The sequence below is a fragment of the Streptomyces sp. NPDC058195 genome, assembly GCF_042883525.1.
Classification (GTDB): domain Bacteria; phylum Actinomycetota; class Actinomycetes; order Streptomycetales; family Streptomycetaceae; genus Streptomyces.
Genome location: NZ_JBHVVM010000011.1, coordinates 17,961 through 40,953, shown reverse-complemented (window position 1 = coordinate 40,953; position 22,993 = coordinate 17,961). Strand labels below are relative to the sequence as shown.

The following is a 22,993-nucleotide window of genomic DNA, read 5'->3' as shown; positions in this document are numbered from 1 at the left end:
CCACTTCGACCGCCCCGGACCCCGGTCACGCTGCGTTGTCAGTGGGTCGTTCTACTGTGGCACGACTGATCGAAAAGCCCGCGGCGGAGCGGGCTGCGGGCGGAAGGGGGCGGAGTCGTGCGCCGCTGGGAATATGTCGAGGGCAGTACGTCGAAGTTCTGGGAGACCGGGGCCGAGGGTGCCGTGGTGACCGTCCGGTACGGGCGGTGCGGCAGCGACGGACGTACCCAGACCAAGGAGTACGCCTCCCCCGGAGCCGCCACGGCACAGGTCGCCAGGACGATCGCCGAGAAGGAGAAGAAGGGGTACCGCGAGGTCGGGGCTCCGGCCGCGGCGCCGGCCCCCGCCGGGGCGCCCGCCCCCGCCACGGCGGCGGGCGTCCCCGCTCACGCGGACAGCCCCGCCGTTCTGCCCGACGAGGACACCTTCACCCTGCCCGCCGCCTGGAAGCGGGTGCTCCACCCGCGGCGCGGCGGAACGCGCCCCGCCCCCGCCAGGACGAAGCCGGAGACGCTCGGCCTGCTGCGGGCGAGGATCACGGACGAGGCCGCCTGGATCCAGGAGTTCATCGACTCGCCGCGTTCGGACGCGCCCTTGGCCGAGGCGCTGCGGGCCCACCTCGACGGCAGTCCCTCACCGCTCGGCGCGGCCGCGCTGACCGCGATCCTCAACGGCTCCGGCTGGGCGGAGTACTGGGCCGACCGGTACGGCCTGCCGTTCGCCGCACGGGCCGCCACCGAGGTGTTCTCGGTCGACGCCGGCTGGCGGCAGAGCGGGCGCAGCCGCACCGAGGCCCGGCTGCGGGCCCTGCCCGGCCCCCGTCCGGCCTACTGGGCCTGGCACCACCGCGCGCCGATCGACCAGGTCCGCGCCCTGCTCGCGGTGGCGGACGAGGACGTCTACCGGGCCGCCGTCGGCGCGCTCGCCCCGTGCCGTACCGACACCGTGCGCAGAATCGTCGTCTCCTACCTGGTGCCGAGCGAGACCGGCTGGGTGGACGAGCTCTGCGTGGACCCCGGAGTCCACGCGGAGCAGGACCGCACCCTGCGCTCCATGGTGTTCAGCTCGCTGTACGCGGCCGACCAGCTGGCGCTGCTCCCCTACCGTCCCGACCTCACGCTCGGTCCCGCGATGGTCGCCACGGTCGCCGAGGGGGTCGGAACGGCCATCGCCGGACCGCTGGCCACGGCGCTCGACGGCAACCACTACTACGCGGACAGCATGAAGCTCGCCGCCGACTCCCTGGCTGAGCTGCCCACCGACGAGGCCTTCCGCGGGCTGCTGGCCCACGCGGACTCCAAGCACGTGCTCCCCTCGCTCCTCGAAGCCATGCGCCGTTACCCGGTGCGCGCGGTGCGCCTGCTGGCCGCCGAGGCGGACGGCCGGCCGGCCTCGTCCTCCCGGTCGCTGCAACTGCTGCGGAGCCATGTCGGCGCCCAGCGCGAGGTGGTGTCCCTGGCACTCGGCGGCCTGGCGCCCGAGGTCGTGGAGATCGTCGAACCGCTGCTCAACCCGGTGGGCCTGATCCCGGACGCGCCGCTGGACGATCTGCCGTCCCTGCTGACGGCACCGCCGTGGTCCCGGCCCCGTACCGCCGCCAAGCCGACGGTCGTGACCGGCCTGAGCGCGGTGTCCGAGCCCTCCGTGGCCTGGCTGCCCGGGGAACAGGCCTCCTGGGCGGCCGCCTCCACCTGGTACACCAGCAAGCGCGGCGGCGACCTGGAGGAGACGCTCGACGCCGTGCGCCACGAGCCCTCCGGGGACGCCCTGCGGCCCGCCTGGGCGTTCGTCCACGGCCCCGAGGAGGCGGTCGCCCCGCTGCTCAGCGTCTGGGATCCGACCGATCTGTGGGAGGGTGAGGACACCCTCAAGCCGATCGCCGCCCGGTTCGGCCCGGCCGCGCTGCCCCTTCTGGTGCGCGCCGTACCCCGGCAGCCCGGCACCCTCGCCCCGCTGCTCCTGCCCTTCGTCGATGTGCACGTCGCCCGGCACATGGCGGACTGGGCGGTCCGGCTCAAGTCCACGGCGACGACCGCCCGTTCCTGGTTCGCCCGGCACGGTGCCGCGGCCGCCCCGCTCCTGGTGCCGGACGCCGTGGGCAAGGCGGGTGCCGCGCGGCGGGCCGCCGAGCAGGCGCTGGCGCTGATCGCCTCGGTGCACGGCGACGACGTGGTGCGCGAGGCCGCCCGGACGTACGGCGCACAGGCGGCGGGCGCGGTGGAGGAACTGCTCTCCGTGGACCCGATGGAGCGGGCGCTGCCCGTCAGGATGCCGGTGCTGCCGGGCTGGGCGAACCCGGCGGTGCTGCCGCAGATCGTGGTCCGGTCCGGTGGCGCGCTGCCGGTGTCCGCGGTGCCGCACGCCGTGATGGCGCTGGCGCTGTCGAAGCCCGGCGAGGTGTACCCGGGCGTCGACGCGCTGACCTCGACGGCCACCGCCGCCTCGCTCGCCGAGTTCGCCTGGTCCCTGTTCGAGCAGTGGCGGCTGGCGAACATGCCCGCGAAGGAGTCGTGGGCCCTGCACGCGCTGGGTCTGCTGGGTGACGACGAGACGGTCCGCCGGCTCACCCCGATCATCCGGGCCTGGCCCGGCGAGGGGGCGCACCACCGGGCCGTCGAGGGCCTCGATGTGCTGGCGTCCATCGGCAGCGACGTGGCGCTGCTGCATCTGCACGGCATCTCGCAGCGGGTGAAGTTCAAGGCGCTCAAGGTGCGGGCCCAGGAGAAGATCGCGGAGGTCGCCGCAGGGCTGGGGCTGACCGGGGACCAGCTCTCCGACCGCCTGGTCCCGGACTTCGGTCTGGACGCCGACGGCTCGACCGTCGTCGACTACGGCACCCGCTCGTTCCGGGTCGGCTTCGACGAACAGCTGCGGCCGTACGTGCTGGACGCCGACGGCAAACGCCGCAAGGACCTTCCCAAACCGGGGGCCCGGGACGACGCCGAGCTCGCCCCCGCCGAGCGGAAGCGGTTCATGGCGCTCAAGAAGGATGTCCGTACGGTCGCCTCGGACCAGGTCCGGCGGCTGGAGGCGGCGATGGTGGGCGGGCGTTCCTGGACGGCCCAGGAGTTCCGGGAGCTGTTCGTCGGAAACCCGCTGCTGTGGCACCTGGTGCGCAGGCTGGTGTGGCTCAGCGGTACGCCGGGCGCCGCGCCCACCGCGTTCCGGGTGGCGGAGGACCGTACGTTCGCGGATGCCGAGGACGAAGCCTTCGCGCTGCCGGACGACACCACGGTGCGCCTCGCGCACCCGCTGCACCTGGGCGAGGAGCTGGCCGCCTGGTCCGAGGTGTTCGCCGACTACGAGATCCTTCAGCCCTTCCCGCAGCTCGGGCGCACGGTGTTCACCCTGCCCGAGGAGGAGTCCGGCGCGTACCGCCTCGCCCGGTTCGAGGGGCTGAAGGTCCCGGTCGGGAAGGTGCTCGGGCTGGAGCGGCGCGGCTGGCGGCGCGGGGTGCCGCAGGACGCCGGGGTGGAGCGCTGGATCTCCAAGCAGCTGGCCGACGACTGCTATCTGGTCATCGCGCTGGATCCCGGGATCGCGGTCGGTGTGGTCGACATGTTCCCCGAGCAGACCCTGGACACGGTCTGGCTCGACGACCAGCCCGACGACCACTGGCGGGTCCGCGACCACGCGCACCGCTTCGCCGGGCTGGACCCGGTGACCTTGTCCGAACTCCTCGGCGACCTGGCCGATCTCACCGAGGGCGTCGCACCGTGACCGTCGACGACAGGCACCCCGCCGAAGCCTTCGGCGGGGACGCGGCCCCCGTGCAGCGTCCCCCGGCCGAGGTGCGGTACGCGGACGAGCTGGCGGCGCTGCGGGCCGAGGACCGCGACCCGCGCCCGCCCGGCTGGGAGCTGAGCCTGCGTGCGGCGCGCCGGTTCGTCATCGGTGACGCGGAGCGGGGGATCGGCCGGAAGTTCGTCGGCAATCCCTCGCTGGTGGACCGGGCACTGGTGACGCTGGCGACGAACCGCGGGCTGATGCTGGTCGGTGAACCGGGCACCGCCAAGTCGCTGCTGTCCGAGCTGATCGCGGCGGCGGTCAGCGGGGATTCGACGCTGACGGTGCAGGGCGGCGCGGCGACCACCGAGGACCAGATCAAGTACGGCTGGAACTACGCGCTGCTGGTCGCCGAGGGGCCGTCCGTCCGCTCGCTCGTCCCGGCCCCGATGCTGCGGGGCATGGCGGAGGGCAGGCTCGTCCGGTTCGAGGAGATCACCCGCTGTCCGCTGGAGGTGCAGGACTCGCTGCTGTCGCTGCTCTCCGAGCGGGTGGTGGCCATTCCGGAGCTGACCGGGCCGCAGGGCATGGTCTTCGCCCGGCAGGGCTTCAACGTCATCGCCACGGCCAACACCCGGGACCGGGGCGTCAACGAGATGAGTGCCGCGCTCAAGCGGCGGTTCAACTTCGAGACGGTCTTCCCGATCCCGGACCTGGACACCGAGCTGGCCCTGGTGGAGGCCGAGGTGACGACCCTGCTGCGGCGCTCCGGTGTGGAGCCGCCGCCGGACCGGGATGTGCTGGAGGTCCTGGTCGGCACGTTCCGGGAGCTGCGCGCGGGAGTCGGCGGGCAGGGCGGTTCCGGTGGTGGCGCCGATCGCCCCTCGGCGGTGATGAGCACGGCGGAGGCGGTGTCGGTCGCCCATGCCGTGGGCGTACGCGGCTGGTTCCTGCGCGGCGAGCCGGGCAGTGCCGCCGATGTGGTGGCCTGTCTGGCGGGGACGGCGGCGAAGGACAGCCCCGAGGACCTGGCCCGGCTGCGCCGGTATCTGGAGCAGGAGGTGCCGCGCCGCGGCGGTCCGCGCTGGAAGGCCCTGCACGACGCGCGCCATCTGCTGGCGGACTGATGTCCGCGGTGTTCCTGGGGGTGCGCCACCACTCCCCCGCCTGCGCACGGCTCGTCGAGCGGACCGTCGGTCAGCTGCGGCCCGCACACGTGCTGATCGAGGGCCCCGCGGAGATGAACGGGCGGCTGGACGAGCTGCTGCTCGGACACGAGCTGCCGGTCGCGGTGTTCAGCCACTACCGGGACGGCCAGCGGGCCTCGACGTCCTGGGCCCCGCTGTGCGACTACTCGCCGGAGTGGGTCGCGCTGCGGGCGGGGCGGGCGTCGGGTGCGGCGGTCCGTTTCATCGATCTTCCGGCCTGGCACCCGGCGTTCGCCGAGCGCAGCAACCGCTACGCCGACGCGGAGGCCCGGTACGCGGAGGCGACACAACGGCTGTGCCGGAGCTTCGCGGCCGATTCCTCCGACGCCCTGTGGGACCGGTTGTTCGAGGTTGAGCCGGACGGCACGCTCGCCGAACGGCTCGACGCCTACTTCGCGCTGGTCCGCGGTGACGCGGAGGCCGACGCGGGCGACCGGGCCCGGGAGTCGTACATGGCGGCATGGGTACGCGCGGCGGTCAAGGCCGCCGGTGACCGGCCGGTCCTGGTGGTGACCGGCGGCTTCCACCAGCCCGCGCTCCGCGCGCTCACCGCGGCCGGCACGGCGGACGGCGGGGACGGTGACGGCTGGGAGCTGGGCGCGGACGGGTGGCCGCTGGTACCCGCCCCGCCCGGGGAGTCCGACGCCGGGAGCTTCCTGGTGCCGTACTCCTTCCGGCAGTTGGACGCCTTCGCCGGGTACCAGTCCGGGATGCCCTCGCCCGGCTACTACCAGCGGGTGTGGGAGGCGGGTCCTGAGGCGGCGGCGGAGGGACTGCTGCGGGCGGTCGTCGAGCGGCTGCGGACCCGCCGGTTCCCGGTGTCCACCTCCGATCTCATCGCGGCCCGGAGCCTGGCCCAGGGGCTCACCACGCTGCGCGGCCACCCCCGCCCGGCCAGGATCGACGTGCTGGACGGCCTGGCGGGTGCGCTGATCACGGACGATCTGGACGGCCCGCTGCCGTGGACGGGCCGGGGCCCGCTGGCGGCGGGGAGCCATCCGGTGATCGTGGAGATCATCGCGGCCTGCGGCGGCGACCGTGCCGGGCGGCTCCATCCCCGCACCCCGGCCCCGCCCCTGGTGCACGACGTCGCGGCGCGGCTGGCCGCGCTGGGGCTGGACGGCGGCCCGGAGACCACGTACCGCCTCGATCTCACGGACGCCACCGGTCTGGAGCGCAGCCGGGTGCTCCACCGGCTGCGGGTGCTGGGCGTTCCCGGCCCGGTACGGACGGCCGGACCCGCGCACGGCGTGGACCCGGTGTTCACCGAACGCTGGGAGACCCGGACCACCGAGGGCCGCGAGGCGGCACTGGTGGAGGCGGGGGCGTACGGGGCCACGCTGGCCGGGGCGTCGGCGGTCGCCCTCGCCGAGCGGGCCGGGCGCGCCACGACGGATGCCGGGCTGCTGGCCGGGGTGCTGTTCGACGCCGTGCTGTGCGGCACGGACGGCGTCCCGGACGAGCTGCTCGGGGCACTCGTCTCCTGCGTACGCGGGGTGAGTCAGATCGGCCCGCTCGGTGAGGTGCTCGCCACGGCGCTCGGGCTGTGGCGGCACGACCGGGTCTTCGGCATGGCGCGTGGTCCGCTGCTCGGCGCCGTGATCGACGGGGCGGCGGTGCGGCTGCTGTGGCTGCTGGAAGGGGCGCGCGGCTCCTCGGGGGTGGACTTCGCCCGGCTGCGGGCCGTCGTCGCGGTGCGGGACGCGGCACGGTACGCACCCGGACTGCTGTCCGTCACTCCGGCGGCGGTGGCGGCCGTCGCCGGGCGGATCGCCGGTGATCCCGGGGCACCGGTCGATCTGCGGGGCGCCGCGCTCGGACTGCACCGCTCCCTCGGCCCCGTGCCGGACGGGACGGGAGACCCGGCGAAGGCGGCGCGTGCGGTGGCCCGCTCCGGTACGGACGCACTCGGCGACTGGCTGTCCGGGCTGTTCGCCCTCGCCCGCGACGAGCTGACGGGCGTCGCGGGGGACGACGCGCCGGGCGGCCGGTCCGGTTCGCTGGTCGAGGCACTGGACGGACTGGTCCGCGCGCTGCCCGATGACGAGTTCCTGGCCGGGCTCCCGGCGCTGCGTCAGGCCTTCTCGTTCTTCCCGCCCCGCGAACGGGAACGGATCGCCGCCCGCCTGATGGAGGCCCGCGGGGTGCGCGGCTCCTCGCGCGCCCTGCTGCGGACCACCGCGGACCCCCTGCTGATCGCCCGGGCCCGCGCGCTGGAGGAATCCGTCTCCCGCACGCTGGCCCGCTACGGACTGGAAGCCACTCCATGAGCACGCCCGCACGAGCGGCCGGCCAGGGGCCCGGGAACGGCCCCGGCACGGTCCCCGACGAGGGACTGGAGCGCTGGCGGCTGATTCTCGGCTCCGCCGCCGAGCGGCACACCGGCACGCCACGACCGCAGAACGCCGACCGTGACGCGGCCCTCGCATGGCTGTACGGCCGCGATCCCGACCTCGCCCGCAGGGGGGTGCGGCGTCCCGCCACCGCCAGGGAGGGCGGCGACGGGCCGTCCGCACCGAGCGCGGTCGACTGGCTGGACGACATCCACCGGCTCTTCCCGAAGGAGACCGTCGAGCGGCTGGAGCGCGACGCGGTCGAGAAGTACGGCATCCAGGAGATCGTCACCGACCCCGCGGTGCTGGAGCGGGTCGAGCCCAGTCAGACACTGCTGCGTGCCGTGCTGCGCACCAAGCACCTGATGAACCCGCAGGTGCTGGAGCTGGCCCGGCGCATCGTCGAGTCGGTGGTGCGCCAGCTCCTGGCCGCGCTCCGGCCGGATGTCCGCCGCGCGTTCCACGGCACCCGCTCCCGCAGCCCCAGCCGGGTTCCCCTGGCACGGAACTTCGACTTCCAGCGGACCGTGCGGGCCAGCCTCGCCCACTACCAGCCCGCGGAACGGCGCCTGCTGATCGAGCGTGCCCACTTCCACTCCCGTACCCGGCGCCATATGACGCGGTGGCAACTGATCCTGCTGGTCGATCAGTCGGGCTCGATGGCCGGTTCGGTCATTCACTCCGCGGTGACCGCCGCCTGCCTGTGGGGGCTGCCGGGCCTGAAGACCCATCTGGTCGCCTTCGACACCGCGGTGGTGGACCTGACCTCGGACGTCACCGATCCGGTGGAGCTGCTGATGCGGGTCCAGCTGGGGGGCGGCACCGATATCGCGCGGGCCGTCGAGTACGGCGCGGGCCTGGTGGAGAACCCGCGGCGCACGATCGTCGCGCTGATCACCGACTTCTACGAGGGCGGGGACACCTTCCGGCTGGAACGCGCGGTGCGGGGGCTGGTGGAACAGGGCTCGACCGTGCTGGGGCTGGCCGCCCTCGACGAGGACGCCGACCCGAGCTACGACCGTGCGACGGCCGGGCGGCTCGCCTCTGCGGGAGCGCGGGTGGGGGCGATGACACCGGGCCGTCTCGCCGAGTTCGTCGCTGAGAGGCTGGGCCGATGACCGGGCCGGACACCGAAGCCGCCGTCCGCCCCGACCTGCTCGCGCTGACCCCGCAGACCCTCGCGGCGCTGTCCAACCGCGGCCTGGTCAAACGCGCGACGAAGGAGCTGGACGCCGGTGCGCTGCCCGCGCTCACGACCGGCCCGGACACCACGGTGCGCGCCCGGTTCGACGACGGCACCCTCGCCGCGCTGCCGCCGGGCGCCGGTCTGGACGCGGGCGAGTGCAGCTGTGCCGCACCGGGCGTGTGCCGCCACCTCGTCGCCCTGGTCCTGGCCCACCAGCGCGCGGCAAAGGCCGGTGCGGGCGACGTCCCGGACACGTTCACCGACTGGTCCCCCGGCGCCACGGACGACACCGCGCTCACCGAGGCCGTGGGCGGCCGCGCGCTCGCCGCGGCCCGGCGCGCCTTCGAGCGGGGGTACGCCGCGGTGGTGCACCGCCCCGGACCCGGGCACCCCGAGCCCCGGGTGGAACTCCCCACCTGCACGGTGAGCTTCCCGGTGCCCGGCGGGATCGCCTTCGCCCTGACGGACGCGGCCGCCGCGCTGCGGGGCGAGACGGTGGCGCTCGCGGTATGGGCGTTCCGGGCGGCCGACGCGGCGGGCGGCGGCGGCGCGCGCACCGTCCCGGTGCGGGTCGGCGGCCCCCGCACCGCCGCGCCGGTCACGGCCGGTCCCGCGCTGGACACGGCCGCCGGGCTGGTGGACGAGCTGCTGGCGGAGGGCGTCGCCCACGTCGGGCCGGTGCACGGCGCCGCCCTGGCCCGCGCCGCCGCCGCGCTGAGGGCCGAGTCGATGCACTGGCCCGCGGGCGCGGTGGGCGAACTGGCGGACCAGCTCTCCGCGTACGCCGGACGCGGCGCGCGCTACCGCCCGGAGTCGGTCGCCGCCCTGCTCACCGAGGTGCACGCCCGTCGGCGGGCCGCGGCCCATCCGGGGGTGCTCGGCACCCGCGAGGCCGGGGAGACCCCGCTGCGCCGGGTCCGGCTCGTCGCGCTCGGCTGCCGGGTCCACCGCACGGGGCGGTCCCTGGCCTGCGAGGTGTACTTCGCCCACCCCGGCGCGGGCACCGTGCTCGTCCTGCACAAGACCTGGGAGGACCCCGAGGGCAAGGAGCTCTCCGCCCCCCAGCTGGCCACCCGCCGTCTCCTGGCCACCCCGCTCGGTTCACTGGCCACGGCGAGCGTGGTCAGCGAGAGCGTCCGGCGCACCCCCAGCCACGCGCTGGCCATCACCCGCGGCAGGATCGGCACGACCACCGTGACGCCGGTCGGCGGCGCCTGGGCGGAGCTGCCCGAACCCCTGCTCGTACCGGACGTGGCGGCTCTCGCCGCGAGCTGGGAGGGCAGACCGCCCCGGCTGGTCCGGCCCCGGCTGGAGACGGCGGAGGTCCATGTCGTCGCGCTGTCCGGGGTGGAGCGGGTGGGGTACGACCCCGCCGAGCAGCGCCTCCACGCCGTGGTGCGGGACAGGGCCGGGGGCCGGGCTCTGGTGGTCTCGGAGTACCGGCCGGAGTGTCCCGGCGCACTGGACGCCCTGGCCGCGGCGCTGGAGGGCGGTGCGACGCACCTCAGCGGTGTGCTGCGCCGGTCCGCCTCCGGGGTCCGGATCGATCCGCTCGCGGTGCTCACCCCGGCGGGTACGGTCGTGCCCGATCTGGCCGCCGGGGACGGTCCGGCGGTACTGGCGGCGGTGGAGCGGGGGCCGTCCGATCCGCTGACGGCGGCACTGGACGAGGCGCTGTCCGCGATGGCGGCGGTGCCGCACAGCGGGCTGCGGCGGCTGGGCGCCCCCGCCCGTGCCCGGATCGGCGATGCGGCGACCGCGCTGTCCCGCACCGGGCTGGCCCGCGCAGCGGCCCTGCTGCGTGCCTTCGTCGAGGCGCTGGACGACGGGGCCGCCTCCGGCGAGGAGGCGCTCGCCGCCGGTTGCGGCGCGTGGCTCCGGGCCCAGCTGCACCTCCTGGTCAGCAGCGAGCTGCGGTTCTCCGGCGCCGGGTTCCCGGAACCCTCGTGACGAAGGGCCTCAGGGCCGGTCGAGATAGCCGAGGCCGGGGTGGACCTTGGTGTAGCCGTCGAGGAGCCGTCTGGCCACGGTCACCGAATCGACCAGCGGGTGCAGCGCGAAGGCCTTCACCGCGGCGGCACGCGAGCCGCTCTCCGCCGCTTCCAGCACCGCGCGTTCGACCGCCTTGACCGCGGTGACGAGTCCGACGGCGTGATACGGCAGCGGTTCGACGGCGACGGGGCGGGCGCCGTTGGCGTCGACCAGGCAGGGCACCTCGATCACGGCGTCGCCGTCCAGCACCGGGAGTGTGGTGCGGTTGCGGACGTTGAGGATGAGCGAGGTCCGTTCGTTGCGGGCGACGGCCCGCATGAGGGCGAGCGCGACCTGCTCGTAGCCGCCGGACTCCAGGTCGCTCTCCTCCCGCTCGCCGGCCCCGGCGACCTCCCGGTTCTCCGACATGTAGGTGGCCTCCCGTTCGGCCCGGGTACGGTCCCAGGTGCCGAGGGCGGGGGTGGCGGGATTCTTCACCCGGGCGTAGAAGCCCTCCTGCTGTTCGCGGAGGAAGGCGCCGCGGGTCTGCTCGGCGTCCTGATAGGCGCGCACCGCCTCCCGGTTGAAGTAGTAGTAGTGCAGGTATTCGTTGGGGACGGCGCCCAGCGACCGCAGCCAGTCGGCGCCGAAGAGCCGCCCCTCCTCGAAGGATTCGAGGAGTTCCGGATCGGCGAACAGCCTCGGCAGCTCGTCTCGGCCGTCGACGTACAGGCCTCTCACCCAGCCCAGGTGGTTGAGCCCCACGTAGTCGATCCGGGCCCGGTCCGGATCGGCGCCCAGGACCCGGGCGATGCGGCGGCCGAGGCCCACCGGGGAGTCGCAGATGCCGATGACCCGGTCGCCCAGGTGGCGGGACATGGCCTCGGTGACCAGGCCCGCCGGGTTGGTGAAGTTGATGACCCAGGCGGCGGGGGCGATCCGGGCGATGCGCCGCGCCAGGCCGACGGCGACGGGCACGGTGCGCAGCCCGTACGCGACGCCGCCCGCGCCGACCGTCTCCTGGCCGAGTACGCCCTCGTCGAGCGCGACCCGTTCGTCGGCGGCCCGGCCTTCGAGGCCGCCGACCCGGATCGCGGAGAAGACGAAGTCGGCGCCGCGCAGCGCTTCGTCGAGTTCGGTGGTGGCGGTGACGGTGGGCGCGTCGGGCACCCCGGCGGCCTGTTCGGCCAGGACCCGGGCCACGGCGGTGAGCCGGTCCCGGTCGGTGTCGTAGAGGGTGACCGCCGATACGCGGCCGTCGGCCCGGTCGGCGAGCAGCGCCCCGTAGACGAGTGGAACCCGGAATCCGCCGCCGCCCAGAATTGTCAGCTTCACGCTTCCGCATGGTACGGGGAGAGCCGGGAGCGGGGGCGGAGCTCGCCGGAGCGGGCGGGAACGCCGCCCGGCCCGGCTCCCGCGGACCGAAGGGTCCAGGGGAGCCGGGCCGGGTGCCGTTGGCCGTACCGCGTCCCGGGCGGGTGTGGCGCGGCGGGTCAGCTGCCGCTCCACCAGCGCGAGACGGCCCGCCACAGCCTCACGGGGGCGGATCCGCCGCGCTGCTGCGGGATGTGCCCGACGGTGGAGGCGCCGAAGGCGGTGCTCGTGCCCGGGGCGACGGTGGTCGTCGCCGTGACCGTCTCCGTCTCCGTCGCGGCCGCGGGGGCGACGGGCGGTACGGGGGCGCGTCCGGGGGCGGGGGCGGTGTGCCGCACGGATGACTGCACTTCCCAGTCCGTGCGCTGCGGGTTGGGCCTGCCCATGGACGGCGGTTCCTTGTCGTCCTGCGGCGGGCGGGCGGCGAAGTCCGCCGGGAGCTCCACCAGGTGCCGCCCCATGAGGTTGCCGACCCAGCGCAGTTCGCTCTCCTCGACGGCGAGTTCGAGGTCGGGCAGGCGCATCAGCAGGGCGTCGACGCCGACGTCGGCGATGGCTCGTCCGATGTCCTGCCCGGGGCATTCGTGCGGGCCCCCGCTGAACGCGAGGTGGGCGCGGTTGCCCGCCATGTCCGCGCTCAGGTCGGGCCGGACCTCCGGGTCCATGTTGGCCGGTGCGATGCCGACGATCAGCGCGTCACCGGCCTTGATCTGCTGGCCGCCGAGTTCGGTGTCGCCGACCGCCCAGCGGCCGAAGACCGAGGTGAACGGCGGCTCGTCCCAGAGGGTCTGCTCGACCGCCTCGGGCACCGTCATGTGCCCGCCGCTGAGCCTGGCCCGGAAGCGCGGGTCGGTGAGCACCATCCGCAGCACGTTGGCGATCAGGTTGGCGGTGGCCTCGTACGCGGCGATCAGGACGAGCCGGAGGTGCTCGCTGACCTCCTGGTCGTTCATCCCGGCGTGGTGTTCGACGAGCCAGGTGGCGAAGTCGTCCGAGGGTTCGCGCCGACGGCGCTGGACGAGCCGGGTCAGCGCGTCGAGCACGTAGGCGTTGCTGGCGACGGCGGTGGCCGTACCGCGGGTCATGTCGCGGGCGGCCTGGACCATCCGGTCGTTGTACTCCTCGGGCATGCCGATGATCGCGCACATCACCATCATCGGCAGCCGCTCGGCGAACTGGGCGACCAGGTCGACGCGGCCCTGCTGGCAGAAGTCGTTGACGAGCCGGTTGCTGTAGCGGTTGATGTGGCGGCGGACACCGCGGGTGTCGATCCGGCCCATGCTGTCGGTGACCGCGCCGCGCAGGCGTTCGTGCGCGGCACCGTCGGCGAACACGCACATCGGCTGCCAGGTGAAGATCGGGGCCAGCGGGTGGTCGGGGGCGACGCTGCCGTCCTGCAGGGCCCGCCACCGCCGGGAGTCGCGGGAGAACTGCGAGGGGGTGCGGGTCATGTGCAGGTTCTCGCTGTGCCCGAGAACCAGCCAGGCGGGCACGTCCCCGTGCAGCAGCACGGGGGCCACGCTGCCGTGTTCGGCGCGCAGCTTGTCGTAGAGCCCGTGCGGATCCCGCTCGGCCTCCGGGCCGTAGAGCCGGCGCAGTCCGCCGGGGCCGATGCCCAGGCCGTGGGCCGGGCATTCGGGGGGCGGGACCGGCCCCTGGGCCGCTCCGGGCTCGTATGGGAAAGGGGTTGTCACGATCGCTCCAGGGATCAGGTTTCCGGAAACCAGACGGGTGGGGATGCGCGCGGGGGTGGTACTGCGGTCAGGCGAGCGGGAGGGCCAGACTGTGCAGATAGCGCATCAGGGTCATCAGCACGTCGCGGCTGGAGCCGCGCAGCCGGGCGTCGCAGTCGATCATCGGGACCTCCTCGGGGAGGTCGAGAGCGCTCCGCAACGCCTCGACGGGGTGCTTCGGGGCGTCGGGGAAGGTGTTGATGGCGACGACGAACGGCACGCCGCGCTCCTCCAGCCTGCCGATGACGTCGAAGCTGACTTCGAGCCTCCGGGTGTCGATGAGGACCACCGCGCCGAGGGCACCTTCGAACAGGCCGTTCCACAGGAACCAGAACCGCTCCTGGCCCGGGGTGCCGAACAGATAGAGGATCAGCTCCTCGCTGATGGAGATCCGGCCGAAGTCCATGGCCACGGTGGTGGCGGTCTTGTTCTCCACCCCGTAGTTGTCGTCCACGCCGACACCGGCCTGGGTCATGGTTTCTTCGGTGGTCAGTGGCCGGATCTCGCTGACGGATCCGACCATGGTCGTCTTGCCGACCCCGAACCCGCCGACGATCACGACCTTCACCGCGGCTGTCGCCGTGGTGGGAAGGACGTCCTCGCTCCGGGGGCCGGTGATCGTGTCAGAGCTTCTGAAGTCCATGCATCACCGCTTCGAGAAGGGACCTGTCCGGGAGGGTGGCGCGGACGATAGGTGCGCGCGATTCGATGAGTTCGGCCGTGAGGAGTTCGGTGAGCAGTGAGGTCACCACGCTGAAGGGCAGCCCGAGGTAGGCCGAGAGCTCGGCGACGGATAACGGCGCCTGGCAGAGCCGGAGGATCACGGCCTGCTCGGGCTGGACCGTCGGGGACGGCAGTGCCTGTGCCACGATCATCGTGACCAGGTCGAGGTGGGCCCGCTCACTGCCGTCCAGATCGCCGGTGATCACGTACAGCCGTTCCGGATCGCTCAGCGCCGGGTCGGCCGTCCGCCGTTCTCGTCGTGGGTGACTCATCCTGTCTGCCCGCCGTGGCGGGGCGGACTCGACAGATGAGCCCCGATCCTGACGACCATGTCGCGCATCCGCGAGCCGACGAGCCCCGCGTCGACCGTCTCACCGGCGAGGACCGCGAGGTACGCGCCGGTGCCCGCGGCCATCAGGTAGAAGAAGCCGCCGGTGACCTCGATGACGACCAGCCGCATGATCCCGTCGCTGTAGGGGATCTCGGAGGCGACGGCGGCGGCCAGGCTCTGCAGTCCGGCGCAGGCCGCCGCGAGGCGGTCGCCGACATCGGGGTCACCGCCGTGCTGGGCGATGCGCAGGCCGTCGGCGGAGAGCACCACGATCTGGTGGATGTCCGGTACGTCCTCGGCCAGCTCCTTGAGCATCCAGTCCATGTTTCCCCGCTGCTGGATCACTTCAGGTCTCCCTTGTCCCACGCATCATCAGAGTCTTCGTCGGTCTTGGGGTCCTGCGGCACACCGTTGACCGCGTTGGTGAAGGCTTCCAGCCAGAGGCCCGGCGGCTGTTCCTTGCCGCCGGAGCCACCGGGGCCGCCGGGGCCGTGTCCGTTGGCGTGGCCGTTGGCATGGCCGTTCGTCCGGCCCGCGGTGGGGTCGACGGGCTGGGCCGGAAGGTTGTGCGAGCCCAGCGGTGCCCGGCCGCGGCTGCGGCGCTGCGGGAGTCCGCCCGCGGTCCACTCGGTCACCACGGGGACGTCGTCCTCCAGGGCGGCCGCGGGAGTGACGGGCGCGGGCCGGGCGGCGGGAGCGACGGGCCCGGTGGCGGGCCGCTGGGCCACGGGGGTACGGGGCTTGCGGCGGGCCGGCACCACATGCTTCATCGCCTCCTGGTCGATGTCGCTGGTGGGCCTCGACGTGGCGCCGATGCCGTGCGCGATGCCGGGAGCGGGCCCGGTGGTGATCATGGCGCGGGGCACGATGAGCACGGCGCGGACGCCGCCGTACGCGGACTGCCGCAACGAGACCTGGAGGTCGTACATCCGGGCGAGGCGGCCGACCACGGCCATGCCGAGCCGGGGGGACTCGCCGAGGTCGTTCATGTTGGAGCCGGCCTGGGCCCTGGCGAGCATGTTCTCGGCCCGCGAGCGGGCCTCCTCGCTGAGCGAGACGCCGCCGTCCTCGATCTCGATGGCGATGCCGGTCTGCACCTCGACGGCGGTGACGTGGACCCGGGTCTGCGGGGGTGAGTAACGGGTGGCGTTGTCGAGGAGTTCGGCGCAGGCGTGGATGAGCGGTTCGACCGCGGTGCCGACGATGGCGACCTTTGCGATCGAGTGCAGATCGACGCGGGGGTACTCCAGGATCCGCGACATGGCACCGCGCAGCACGCTGAACAGCGGTACGGGCTTGGGCCACTGACGGCTGGGGCGGGCGCCGCCGAGCACCGCGATGGAGTCGGCGAGGCGGCCGATCAGCGCGGTGCCGTGGTCGATGCGGAGCAGGTCGTCGAAGACGTCGGGGTTGCGCCCGTGGTGCTCCTCCATCTCGCGCAGTTCGCTGGCCTGGCGGTGGACGATCGCCTGGACGCGCCGGGCGACGTTGACGAAGGCGCGCTGCGCGGAGTCGCGCATCGCCTCCTCGTTGTCGATGATCGTCAGCACCGTGTAGACGAGGCTGCGCTGGGCGTCGGGGAGTTCGCGGTACGCCTCGTCCGCGTCGACGACGTCGCGGAGCACCTCTTCGGGCGAATTGCCCACGCGCAGCCGGTGGATGGCGGCGGGCAGAAGCTCCTTGCTGATGCGCACGGTCTCGTCGTCGTGGGTGGCGATGCGCCGTTCCAGGTCGGCGAAGCGCCGTTCGTAGGTCGCGCGCTGGGCGCGCAGGTCGCGGTTCCGGCGGGCGAGTTGGACGCTCAGCACGACGGCCACGACGGTGGCCACCGCGCCGCTCCAGACGACCGGTATGCGAGCGGCCCCGGAAGCCAGTGCCACCGCGGCGGCGGTGGCACCGCCCATCAGGAGCACGGGCAGGAGCACGGCACGGGCGACGGGGAAGCCCCGGCCGCTCGGCGGTGATTCAACACGAACCATCTAAGACCTCTGGCGATTGATTCGGGAGGTAAGCGCGCTTGCAGGACAGTCGGGAACAAGCGCTCGAATTCATATCAACTCGACTTCACTCCGCGTGAGCTTAGTCAGATCGAATCAGTGCTTCGGCATATTCACCCAACCCCCTGCGCGAGCACGCCAGCGGTAATACACTCACCAGTTTTTACACGCATAGCTTTCATCCGCATACAAGGAGTTACTTTCGGCCTGATGTGGCGAGAACTCAGGGCACTCACACCGGAGAGCGGGACGAAATGCGGCAGTTCGAGCGAGACCCTTCGCCCGGGGCGGTACCGTCGGGACGGTGACCCTGCGTCAACGCTTCCGCGTACGTCCGCCCCGACGTCCCGCAGAGCAGGACATGCGTACATGCGAGCGAACCAACTCGAAAGGAGCAGCTTCATGACGCGTACCCAGGTGGACGCCGCAGGCGCCGAACTGACGAGCGGTACGGCTGCCGCCGCAGGCGCGCTCACCGCGCACCGCACCGCGATCCGCAGGGGCGGCGGCACGGACACCGCGGGGGCGAACCGGGGTTACACCATCGAGTCCCTGGACACCGGGCTGCGGCTGATGCGGCTCTTCCTCACCCATGACGCGCTCACCGTCTCCGAGGCCGCCGCGCTCCTCTCCGTGGGCCGGTCCACCGCACACCGGGTGCTCAGCACCCTGGAGGGACGTGGCTTCGCGGTCCGGGACCTCTCCGGCCGCGGCTATTCGGCCGGTCCTGAACTGGTGCGGATCGGCCGCCCGGCCGGGTTCGGCGCGGGGGTCCGCGAGCGGGTGGCGGCGGTCCTGGCGGACGCGCTGCGGCGCACCGGCGAGACGGTGCAGTCCACGGCGCTGTTCGGCGACCTGATCCTGGTCACCGACGGCCGCGAGTCCCCGCACCTGGTGCGGGTGGCCCCCCAGGTGGGCGGTACGCACCCGGCGCACGCCACGGCGGGCGGCAAGATGCTGCTGGCCCGGATGACGCCGGAGCAGATCCGCGCCCTCTACCCGGGCGAGGCGCTGCCCGCGGCGGCCCCGGCCGCCGCGGGTTCGCGCACCGCGCTGCTCGCCGAGCTCGCCGCGATCCGGTCCCGCGGCTACGCGGTCGGCCGGGGGGAGGCGGTCCCGGGCCTGAACACCGTGGCGGTGCCGCTGGCCGGGGCGAGCTGGCGCGACCGGCTCGCCCTGATGGCCTCGGTGCCCGCCGACCGCGGCGACGACCCGGCCCTCGCCCGCCTCGCCGGGGAACTCGCCGAGTCCGCCGGCCTGCTGGGCGAGGTCTGAACAGGCGCCTTCACTCCCCGAGTTCGATGGCGTACGCGTCCACCTGGGCCGCGATCCAGGTGAGCGCCTCGTCCACGGGGAGCGGTTCGAGCCGGGTACCGTCGCGCAGCCTGAGGGCCACCTTCCCCTCCGCCGTCTCCCGCGCCCCGATGACCCCCTGGCAGGGCGCCAGACGGGCCTCGCGGACACGGGCGCCCAGGGTGCCGCGCCCCGGCCCGGCGATCCCGGCGCGCAGCCCCCGTTCCACGCACCGCCGGGCGAGCGCCTCGGCGGCGGGAAGTCCGGCGTCGGAGACCGGGAGGATCACGAGCTGCGTGGGGGCGAGCCAGGCCGGGAGGGCTCCGCCGTGTGCCTCGATCAGATGGGCGACGGCCCGCTCCACACTGCCGATGACGCTGCGGTGGACCATGACCGGCCGGTGCTTCGCGCCGTCCGGGCCGATGTAGCCCAGATCGAAGCGGACCGGCTGGTGGAAGTCGACCTGCACGGTGGACAGGGTGGACTCCCGGCCCGCTCCGTCGGCCACCTGGACGTCGATCTTGGGGCCGTAGAACGCGGCCTCGCCAGCGGCCGGCTCGTACGCCAGCCCCGAGCGGTCGAGTACCTCCCTCAGCACCGCGGTGGACCGCCGCCACATCGCGGGGTCGTCGACGTACTTGCCTCCCGGGCCGGGCAGGGAGAGCCGGTAGCGGGCCGGGGTGATGCCCAGCGCACGGTACGCCGCGCCGATCAGTTCCAGTGCGGCCCGGATCTCCCCGGCCACCTGGTCCGGGGTGCAGAAGATGTGCGCGTCGTTGAGCTGGATGGAGCGGACCCGGGTCAGTCCGCCGAGCACGCCCGACAGTTCGGAGCGGTACATGCCGCCCAGCTCCGCCAGGCGCAGCGGGAGTTCGCGGTAGCTGTGCGCACGGGAGCGGTAGATGAGCGCGTGGTGCGGACAGAGGCTGGGCCGGAGCACGACCTGCTCCCCGCCCAGCTCCATCGGCGGGAACATGTCGTCGTTGTAGTGCGACCAGTGCCCGGAGATCTCGTACAGCTCCCGTTTGCCCAGGACGGGTGAGTACACATGGCGGTATCCGGCCCGGCGTTCGGCGGACCGGATGTACTCCTCCAGGGTGTGGCGGACCGCGGCGCCGTCGGGCAGCCAGTAGGGCAGGCCCGCGCCGATCAGTGGGTCGGTGTCGAACAGGCCGAGTTCACGGCCGAGTCTGCGGTGGTCGTGCATGGCGGTTCTCCTCGCGGTCGCCGGACGGGCGGCCCGGGAACAGCACGAAGCCCCGGGGCACTCGCCCCGGGGCTTCTCACTGGACAGCTGTCAGCGCGCCGGGACACTCTCCGGCGTCGTCGTCATGGCAGCGCGCTTCATGCGTCGGACGGTAGCAGTGGCACGCACCGCACGCGCGGGATTATCCGTGCGCCGCCGCGCCCCGCCCCGTCCGCCGCGCCCCGTTCAGCGCCGGGCGCCGCCGATGCGTCCCTCCAGTTGCACGAGCAGTTCGCTGAGCTGGGCGCTGAGCCGGGTGCGGGACGGCTCGTCGAGGCCGGACAGCACCGTGCGCTCGTAGGCGAGCTGCCGGGGCAGCAGCATGTCCACCAGCTCGCGGCCCTCCTCGGTGAGGCGGACGTGGTTGACGCGGCGGTCCCGGTCGTCGCCGCGCCGGTCGAGCAGGCCGCGCTCCTGGAGGACCCGCAGGCGTTTGGTGACCGCGGCTCCGGACGAGAAGGTCTCCCTGGCCAGTTCGCCGGGGGTGAGTTCGCGGTCGGTACGGCGTACGGCGCCGAGCAGGTCGAACTCGGCGCGGGTCAGACCGGCGGCGCGCAGCGGGGCGTCCTCCGCCTGCTGGAGCAGGGCCGCGCAGCGGTTGATGCGGCCGATGAGTTCCATCGGTCCGGTGTCGAGCTCCGGGTTGACGGCCTGCCACTGCCGTACCACCGAGGCGACGATGTCGTCGGTCACACCGCTCCGTTCTCCAGGGTGCGGGCCATCGACGCCCGCCGTGTCGCTGTCGCGGCGAGCGTACGGTGTCCGGCCTGCTCGGCGGCGCGCACCTGTTCCTGGGGCAGGGAGCGCTGCCACCATTCGCCCGCCGCGGCGTCGTCGGCCTCGCGGAGTTCGACGAGTGTTCCGGTCAGCCCGCGGCGGGCCGCGTCGAGCGCGTCGGGGCCGGTCTGCGGGGCGGCCAGCGCGTGTACGGCCCGGTCGCGGGCCCGGTCGGTCGCGGCCAGGGCCCGCTCCAGGCGTCCGGCGGCCCGGCGGTTGGTGACCAGCATGGTGGCGAGCAGGCCCGCCGCGGCGCCGATGACGGTGTCCAGGACCCGGTCCCCGATGAGCTCTCCGGCCGGGTGGGTACCGGCGAACTCCAGGACCAGCAGGGCCATCGGGGTGACGGCGATGGAGCCGAGCCAGTAGTTGCGGGTGATCAGCGCCTCGGCCATGAAGCCGAAGAACAGGCAGAGCCCGATGAGGGCGAGCGGGGTGAGGCGGCTGAGCGGGAGGACGGCGGCGAAGACGAGCACACCCAGCAGGTTGCCGAGGGTGCGCTGGACCGCCCGGTGCCAGGACAGCGTCACGTTCGCCTGGAACAGGGCTGCGGCGGTGACGATCGCCCAGTAGGGGCGGCCGACACCGACGGCCTGGGAGGCGTATCCGGCCAGGGCGCAGCCGAGGAGCGCGCGGGCGCCGATGGGCAGCAGCGGGGAGCCCGGCGTGAGCCGGTGCAGCAGGGCGCGACGGGCCTCGCGGCGGCCGGTGCCGCGCGGGGCGGCCCGGTCAGTACCGATGCCGGAGAACTCCTCGGAGGTGCCCGGGACGGGGCCGCGGGCGCGGGTCTCCCGGGCCCAGGCGCGAAGCTGCCCGGGGGTGCCGGGGCCGGACGCGGTGGCGAGGGCCGCTTCGGCGTGGAGGACCAGGCGTTCGAGGGCGCGGCGCGCAGGGGTGGGGCGGCCGGTGCCGAGGAGGGTCTGCCAGGCCGCGTGCACGGCGACGGCCGCCGCGTGCCGGGTGCGGGGGCCGGGGTGGGTGAGGTGGGCCGCGGCGGCGTCCAGGGCGCGGGCGGTGGCCCGGCGCTCCGGGCCCTCCCGGCGCAGCAGCGCGGGACCGGCCGTGACCAGCCAGGCGACCGCGCCTCCGGCGAGGGTCAGCGCGAGATGGCCCGGCACCTCGCCGAGGTGCTGCGGGGCGAAGAGCGCGGCGGAAGTAACAAAGGTGAAGATCACCGGTCCGGGCGGGCCGATCCGGGTGGCGTCGCAGAGCGTCTTCTGCACCGCCGCGAGCAGCGCGCCCACCGCGATCAGGACGGCGGTCGATCCGGTGAGGGAGGCGGCGACCAGGGCGGCGGCCATACCGATGACCATGCCGAGGACGACCCCGGCGACGGCACGGGCGCGGCGGGCGTAGGGGAGGCTGTGGCCGTACAGCGCGCAGAGCGATCCGGCCATCGTGTACATCACGAGGTCGAGCCGGTCGACGGCGTACAGCAGCAGGTCCGGAACGGCGGTGGCGACGACCACGCTCAGTGCCGGTTTGAACCACATGTCCGAGGGCCGGGCGAGGCGCAGCGGGGCGACCAGCGGGAGCCTGCGGACGGAGGGCTGCCGGGGCCAGGTAGTTGTATCACTCACTCAGATACCTTAGCAGGTATTACACCCGTAAAACATCTCCTCCCGTTGGCCGCGCGCCGCGCGAGGCCCTAGCGTGCGGAATGCGCACGGAGAGGTGCCCGGCACCGGTGCCCCCACGGAGCCACGGAGGAACCCGCATGCAGCCCACCGACCCGGCCGCCGAGAGCGACGCCGGGCTGCTCGCCCCCGGCCGGGCGGGATACCCCGCCGAAACCGCCACCGGCGACCGCGCCTTCCTCCAGGCGATGCTCGACGCCGAGGCGGCGCTCACCCGCGCCCAGGCCGACTGCGGGCTCGCCCCGGCCGAGGCCGGGCGGCTGGTGACCGAGGCCGCCGACGCGGACCGCTTCGACGTACGGGCCCTGGCCCTGGCCGCACGCGCGGGCGGCGACCCGGTCCTGCCGCTGGCCCGGAGCCTCGCCGCCGCGGTGGCGCCGGAGGTCCGGCCCTACGTGCACCGGGGCGCGAGCGGTCAGGACATCCTGGACACGGCCGCCATGCTCGTCGCCGCCCGGACCCTGGCGCCGGTCCTCGACGACCTGGCGCGGGCCGCCGAGGCGGCGGCGGGGCTGGCCGCCGCGCACCGCAACACCCCGATGGCGGGCCGGACGCTCACCCAGCAGGCCGCGCCGACCACCTTCGGGCTCAAGGCCGCGGGGTGGCGCTCGATGATCCTCGACGCCCGGGACCGGCTGCTGGCCGTACGGGAATCGCTCCCCGCCCAGCTCGGCGGCGCGGCGGGCACCCTGGCGGTCTTCGCGGCGTACACACCGGCCGAGGACCTGGACGGGATCGATCCGGGGCTGCCGCTGCTCCAGGCGTACGCCAACGAACTCGGCCTCGCCGAACCGCTGCTGCCGTGGCACAGCCTGCGCACCCCGGTCGCCGACCTGGCGGGAGCGCTCGCCTTCGCGGCGGGGGCGCTCGGCAAACCGGCCGCCGATGTGCTCAGCCTGTCCCGTACCGAGATCGGCGAGGTCTGCGAGGGGCGGGGCGACGGCCCGCCCGTCATGGCGCACCGGAGCGATCCGGTGCGGGCCACGCTGATCACGGCTGGCGCCCGGCGCGCCCCCGGCCTGGCGGCGACGCTGTACGGCTCGCTCGCCGCCGAGGACGAACGGGCGGCCGGGGCCTGGCACGCCGAGTGGGAGCCGCTGCGCGAGCTGCTGCGGCTCGTCGGCGGGGCCGCGCGGAACACCGCCGCGCTCCTCGACGGGCTGCGTGTCGCCCCCTACGCCATGCGGGAGAACCTCCAGCTCACCGGCGGGCAGATCGTCGCGGAGCGGCTCGCGGCGGTGTTCGCCGAACGGATCGGCCGCAGACGTGCCGAGGAGGTCCTGGTGAACGCCGCCGACCGGGCCCGCGCGGAGACCACGGACCTGTCCGACATCCTCGCCGACGTGCTCGACGAGGAACCCGGGCTCGCCGGGCTCGACCTGCGTGACCTCACCGACCCCTCCCGCTACACCGGCTGCGCGGGCCCCCTCACCGACCGCGCGCTCGACCGGGGCTGAC

15 protein-coding genes and 1 pseudogene are annotated in these 22,993 nt (G+C 74.2%); 7 read left to right on the top strand and 9 right to left on the bottom strand.

The features are described from left to right. Window positions 1-117 precede the first annotated feature (117 nt). From ACFVWY_RS15915 to ACFVWY_RS15895, 5 genes are read left to right on the top strand one after another with little or no spacing between them, the layout of a single operon-like run. Window positions 118-3,720: a WGR and DUF4132 domain-containing protein gene (locus ACFVWY_RS15915; RefSeq protein WP_389872049.1), complete on the top strand. Its 3,603-nt coding sequence runs from the start codon at window positions 118-120 to the stop codon at window positions 3,718-3,720. Further along, window positions 3,717-4,853 carry an AAA family ATPase gene (locus ACFVWY_RS15910; RefSeq protein ID WP_389872046.1) on the top strand — a complete coding sequence of 379 codons (1,137 nt, stop codon included), beginning with the start codon at window positions 3,717-3,719 and terminating at the stop codon, window positions 4,851-4,853. The genes ACFVWY_RS15915 and ACFVWY_RS15910 overlap by 4 nt, the downstream gene beginning before the upstream one ends. Then, window positions 4,853-7,204 (top strand): DUF5682 family protein, encoded by a 2,352-nt coding sequence (locus tag ACFVWY_RS15905; protein ID WP_389872044.1) that lies wholly within the window; start codon window positions 4,853-4,855, stop codon window positions 7,202-7,204. Before ACFVWY_RS15910 ends, ACFVWY_RS15905 begins: the two co-directional genes overlap by 1 nt. Continuing rightward, on the top strand, window positions 7,201-8,385 hold the full coding sequence (locus ACFVWY_RS15900) for a VWA domain-containing protein (RefSeq protein WP_389872042.1): 1,185 nt from the start codon (window positions 7,201-7,203) through the stop codon (window positions 8,383-8,385). The genes ACFVWY_RS15905 and ACFVWY_RS15900 overlap by 4 nt, the downstream gene beginning before the upstream one ends. After that, window positions 8,382-10,403 (top strand): hypothetical protein, encoded by a 2,022-nt coding sequence (locus ACFVWY_RS15895; protein ID WP_389872038.1) that lies wholly within the window; start codon window positions 8,382-8,384, stop codon window positions 10,401-10,403. Before ACFVWY_RS15900 ends, ACFVWY_RS15895 begins: the two co-directional genes overlap by 4 nt. A gap of 9 nt (window positions 10,404-10,412) precedes the next feature. Here ACFVWY_RS15895 and ACFVWY_RS15890 read toward each other — a convergent pair whose 3' ends face one another. The 6 genes from ACFVWY_RS15890 to ACFVWY_RS15865 all read right to left on the bottom strand — a co-directional run bounded on the left by ACFVWY_RS15890 (window position 10,413) and on the right by ACFVWY_RS15865 (window position 16,564). After that, window positions 10,413-11,759, bottom strand: a complete 1,347-nt coding sequence (locus ACFVWY_RS15890) for a 6-phospho-beta-glucosidase (RefSeq protein ID WP_389872036.1) — start codon at window positions 11,757-11,759, stop codon at window positions 10,413-10,415. Between the two features lie 158 nt (window positions 11,760-11,917). After that, on the bottom strand, window positions 11,918-13,492 hold the full coding sequence (locus ACFVWY_RS15885; protein WP_389872033.1) for a cytochrome P450: 1,575 nt from the start codon (window positions 13,490-13,492) through the stop codon (window positions 11,918-11,920). Window positions 13,493-13,559: 67 nt separating this feature from the next. Continuing rightward, the gene (locus ACFVWY_RS15880; protein WP_389872031.1) at window positions 13,560-14,174 is read right to left on the bottom strand and encodes an ATP/GTP-binding protein; all 615 of its coding nucleotides are present in this window, start codon (window positions 14,172-14,174) and stop codon (window positions 13,560-13,562) included. Continuing rightward, window positions 14,155-14,526, bottom strand: a complete 372-nt coding sequence (locus ACFVWY_RS15875) for a DUF742 domain-containing protein (protein ID WP_389872028.1) — start codon at window positions 14,524-14,526, stop codon at window positions 14,155-14,157. Before ACFVWY_RS15875 ends, ACFVWY_RS15880 begins: the two co-directional genes overlap by 20 nt. Then, window positions 14,523-14,930 (bottom strand): roadblock/LC7 domain-containing protein, encoded by a 408-nt coding sequence (locus ACFVWY_RS15870; RefSeq protein ID WP_389872025.1) that lies wholly within the window; start codon window positions 14,928-14,930, stop codon window positions 14,523-14,525. Before ACFVWY_RS15870 ends, ACFVWY_RS15875 begins: the two co-directional genes overlap by 4 nt. Continuing rightward, window positions 14,927-16,564, bottom strand: a complete 1,638-nt coding sequence (locus ACFVWY_RS15865) for an ATP-binding protein (RefSeq protein ID WP_389872023.1) — start codon at window positions 16,562-16,564, stop codon at window positions 14,927-14,929. The genes ACFVWY_RS15870 and ACFVWY_RS15865 overlap by 4 nt, the downstream gene beginning before the upstream one ends. A 420-nt stretch (window positions 16,565-16,984) precedes the next feature. On the opposite strand from ACFVWY_RS15865, the gene ACFVWY_RS15860 reads away from it, so the two are divergent. Then, window positions 16,985-17,857, top strand: a complete 873-nt coding sequence (locus ACFVWY_RS15860; RefSeq protein ID WP_389872021.1) for an IclR family transcriptional regulator — start codon at window positions 16,985-16,987, stop codon at window positions 17,855-17,857. A gap of 10 nt (window positions 17,858-17,867) precedes the next feature. Here ACFVWY_RS15860 and thrS read toward each other — a convergent pair. From thrS to ACFVWY_RS15845, 3 genes and pseudogenes are all read right to left on the bottom strand, one after another. Next, window positions 17,868-19,088, bottom strand: a pseudogene (gene thrS, locus ACFVWY_RS15855) (threonine--tRNA ligase); the annotation flags it as partial. A 219-nt stretch (window positions 19,089-19,307) separates the two neighbouring features. After that, on the bottom strand, window positions 19,308-19,814 hold the full coding sequence (locus ACFVWY_RS15850) for a MarR family winged helix-turn-helix transcriptional regulator (protein WP_389872018.1): 507 nt from the start codon (window positions 19,812-19,814) through the stop codon (window positions 19,308-19,310). Further along, window positions 19,811-21,478, bottom strand: coding sequence for an FUSC family protein (locus tag ACFVWY_RS15845; protein ID WP_389872016.1), 1,668 nt, complete (start codon window positions 21,476-21,478; stop codon window positions 19,811-19,813). The genes ACFVWY_RS15850 and ACFVWY_RS15845 overlap by 4 nt, the downstream gene beginning before the upstream one ends. Before the next feature lie 137 nt (window positions 21,479-21,615). Here ACFVWY_RS15845 and pcaB point away from each other — a divergent pair, with 137 nt between their 5' ends. Further along, window positions 21,616-22,992, top strand: coding sequence for a 3-carboxy-cis,cis-muconate cycloisomerase (pcaB, locus tag ACFVWY_RS15840; protein WP_389872013.1), 1,377 nt, complete (start codon window positions 21,616-21,618; stop codon window positions 22,990-22,992). Window position 22,993 lies beyond the last annotated feature (1 nt).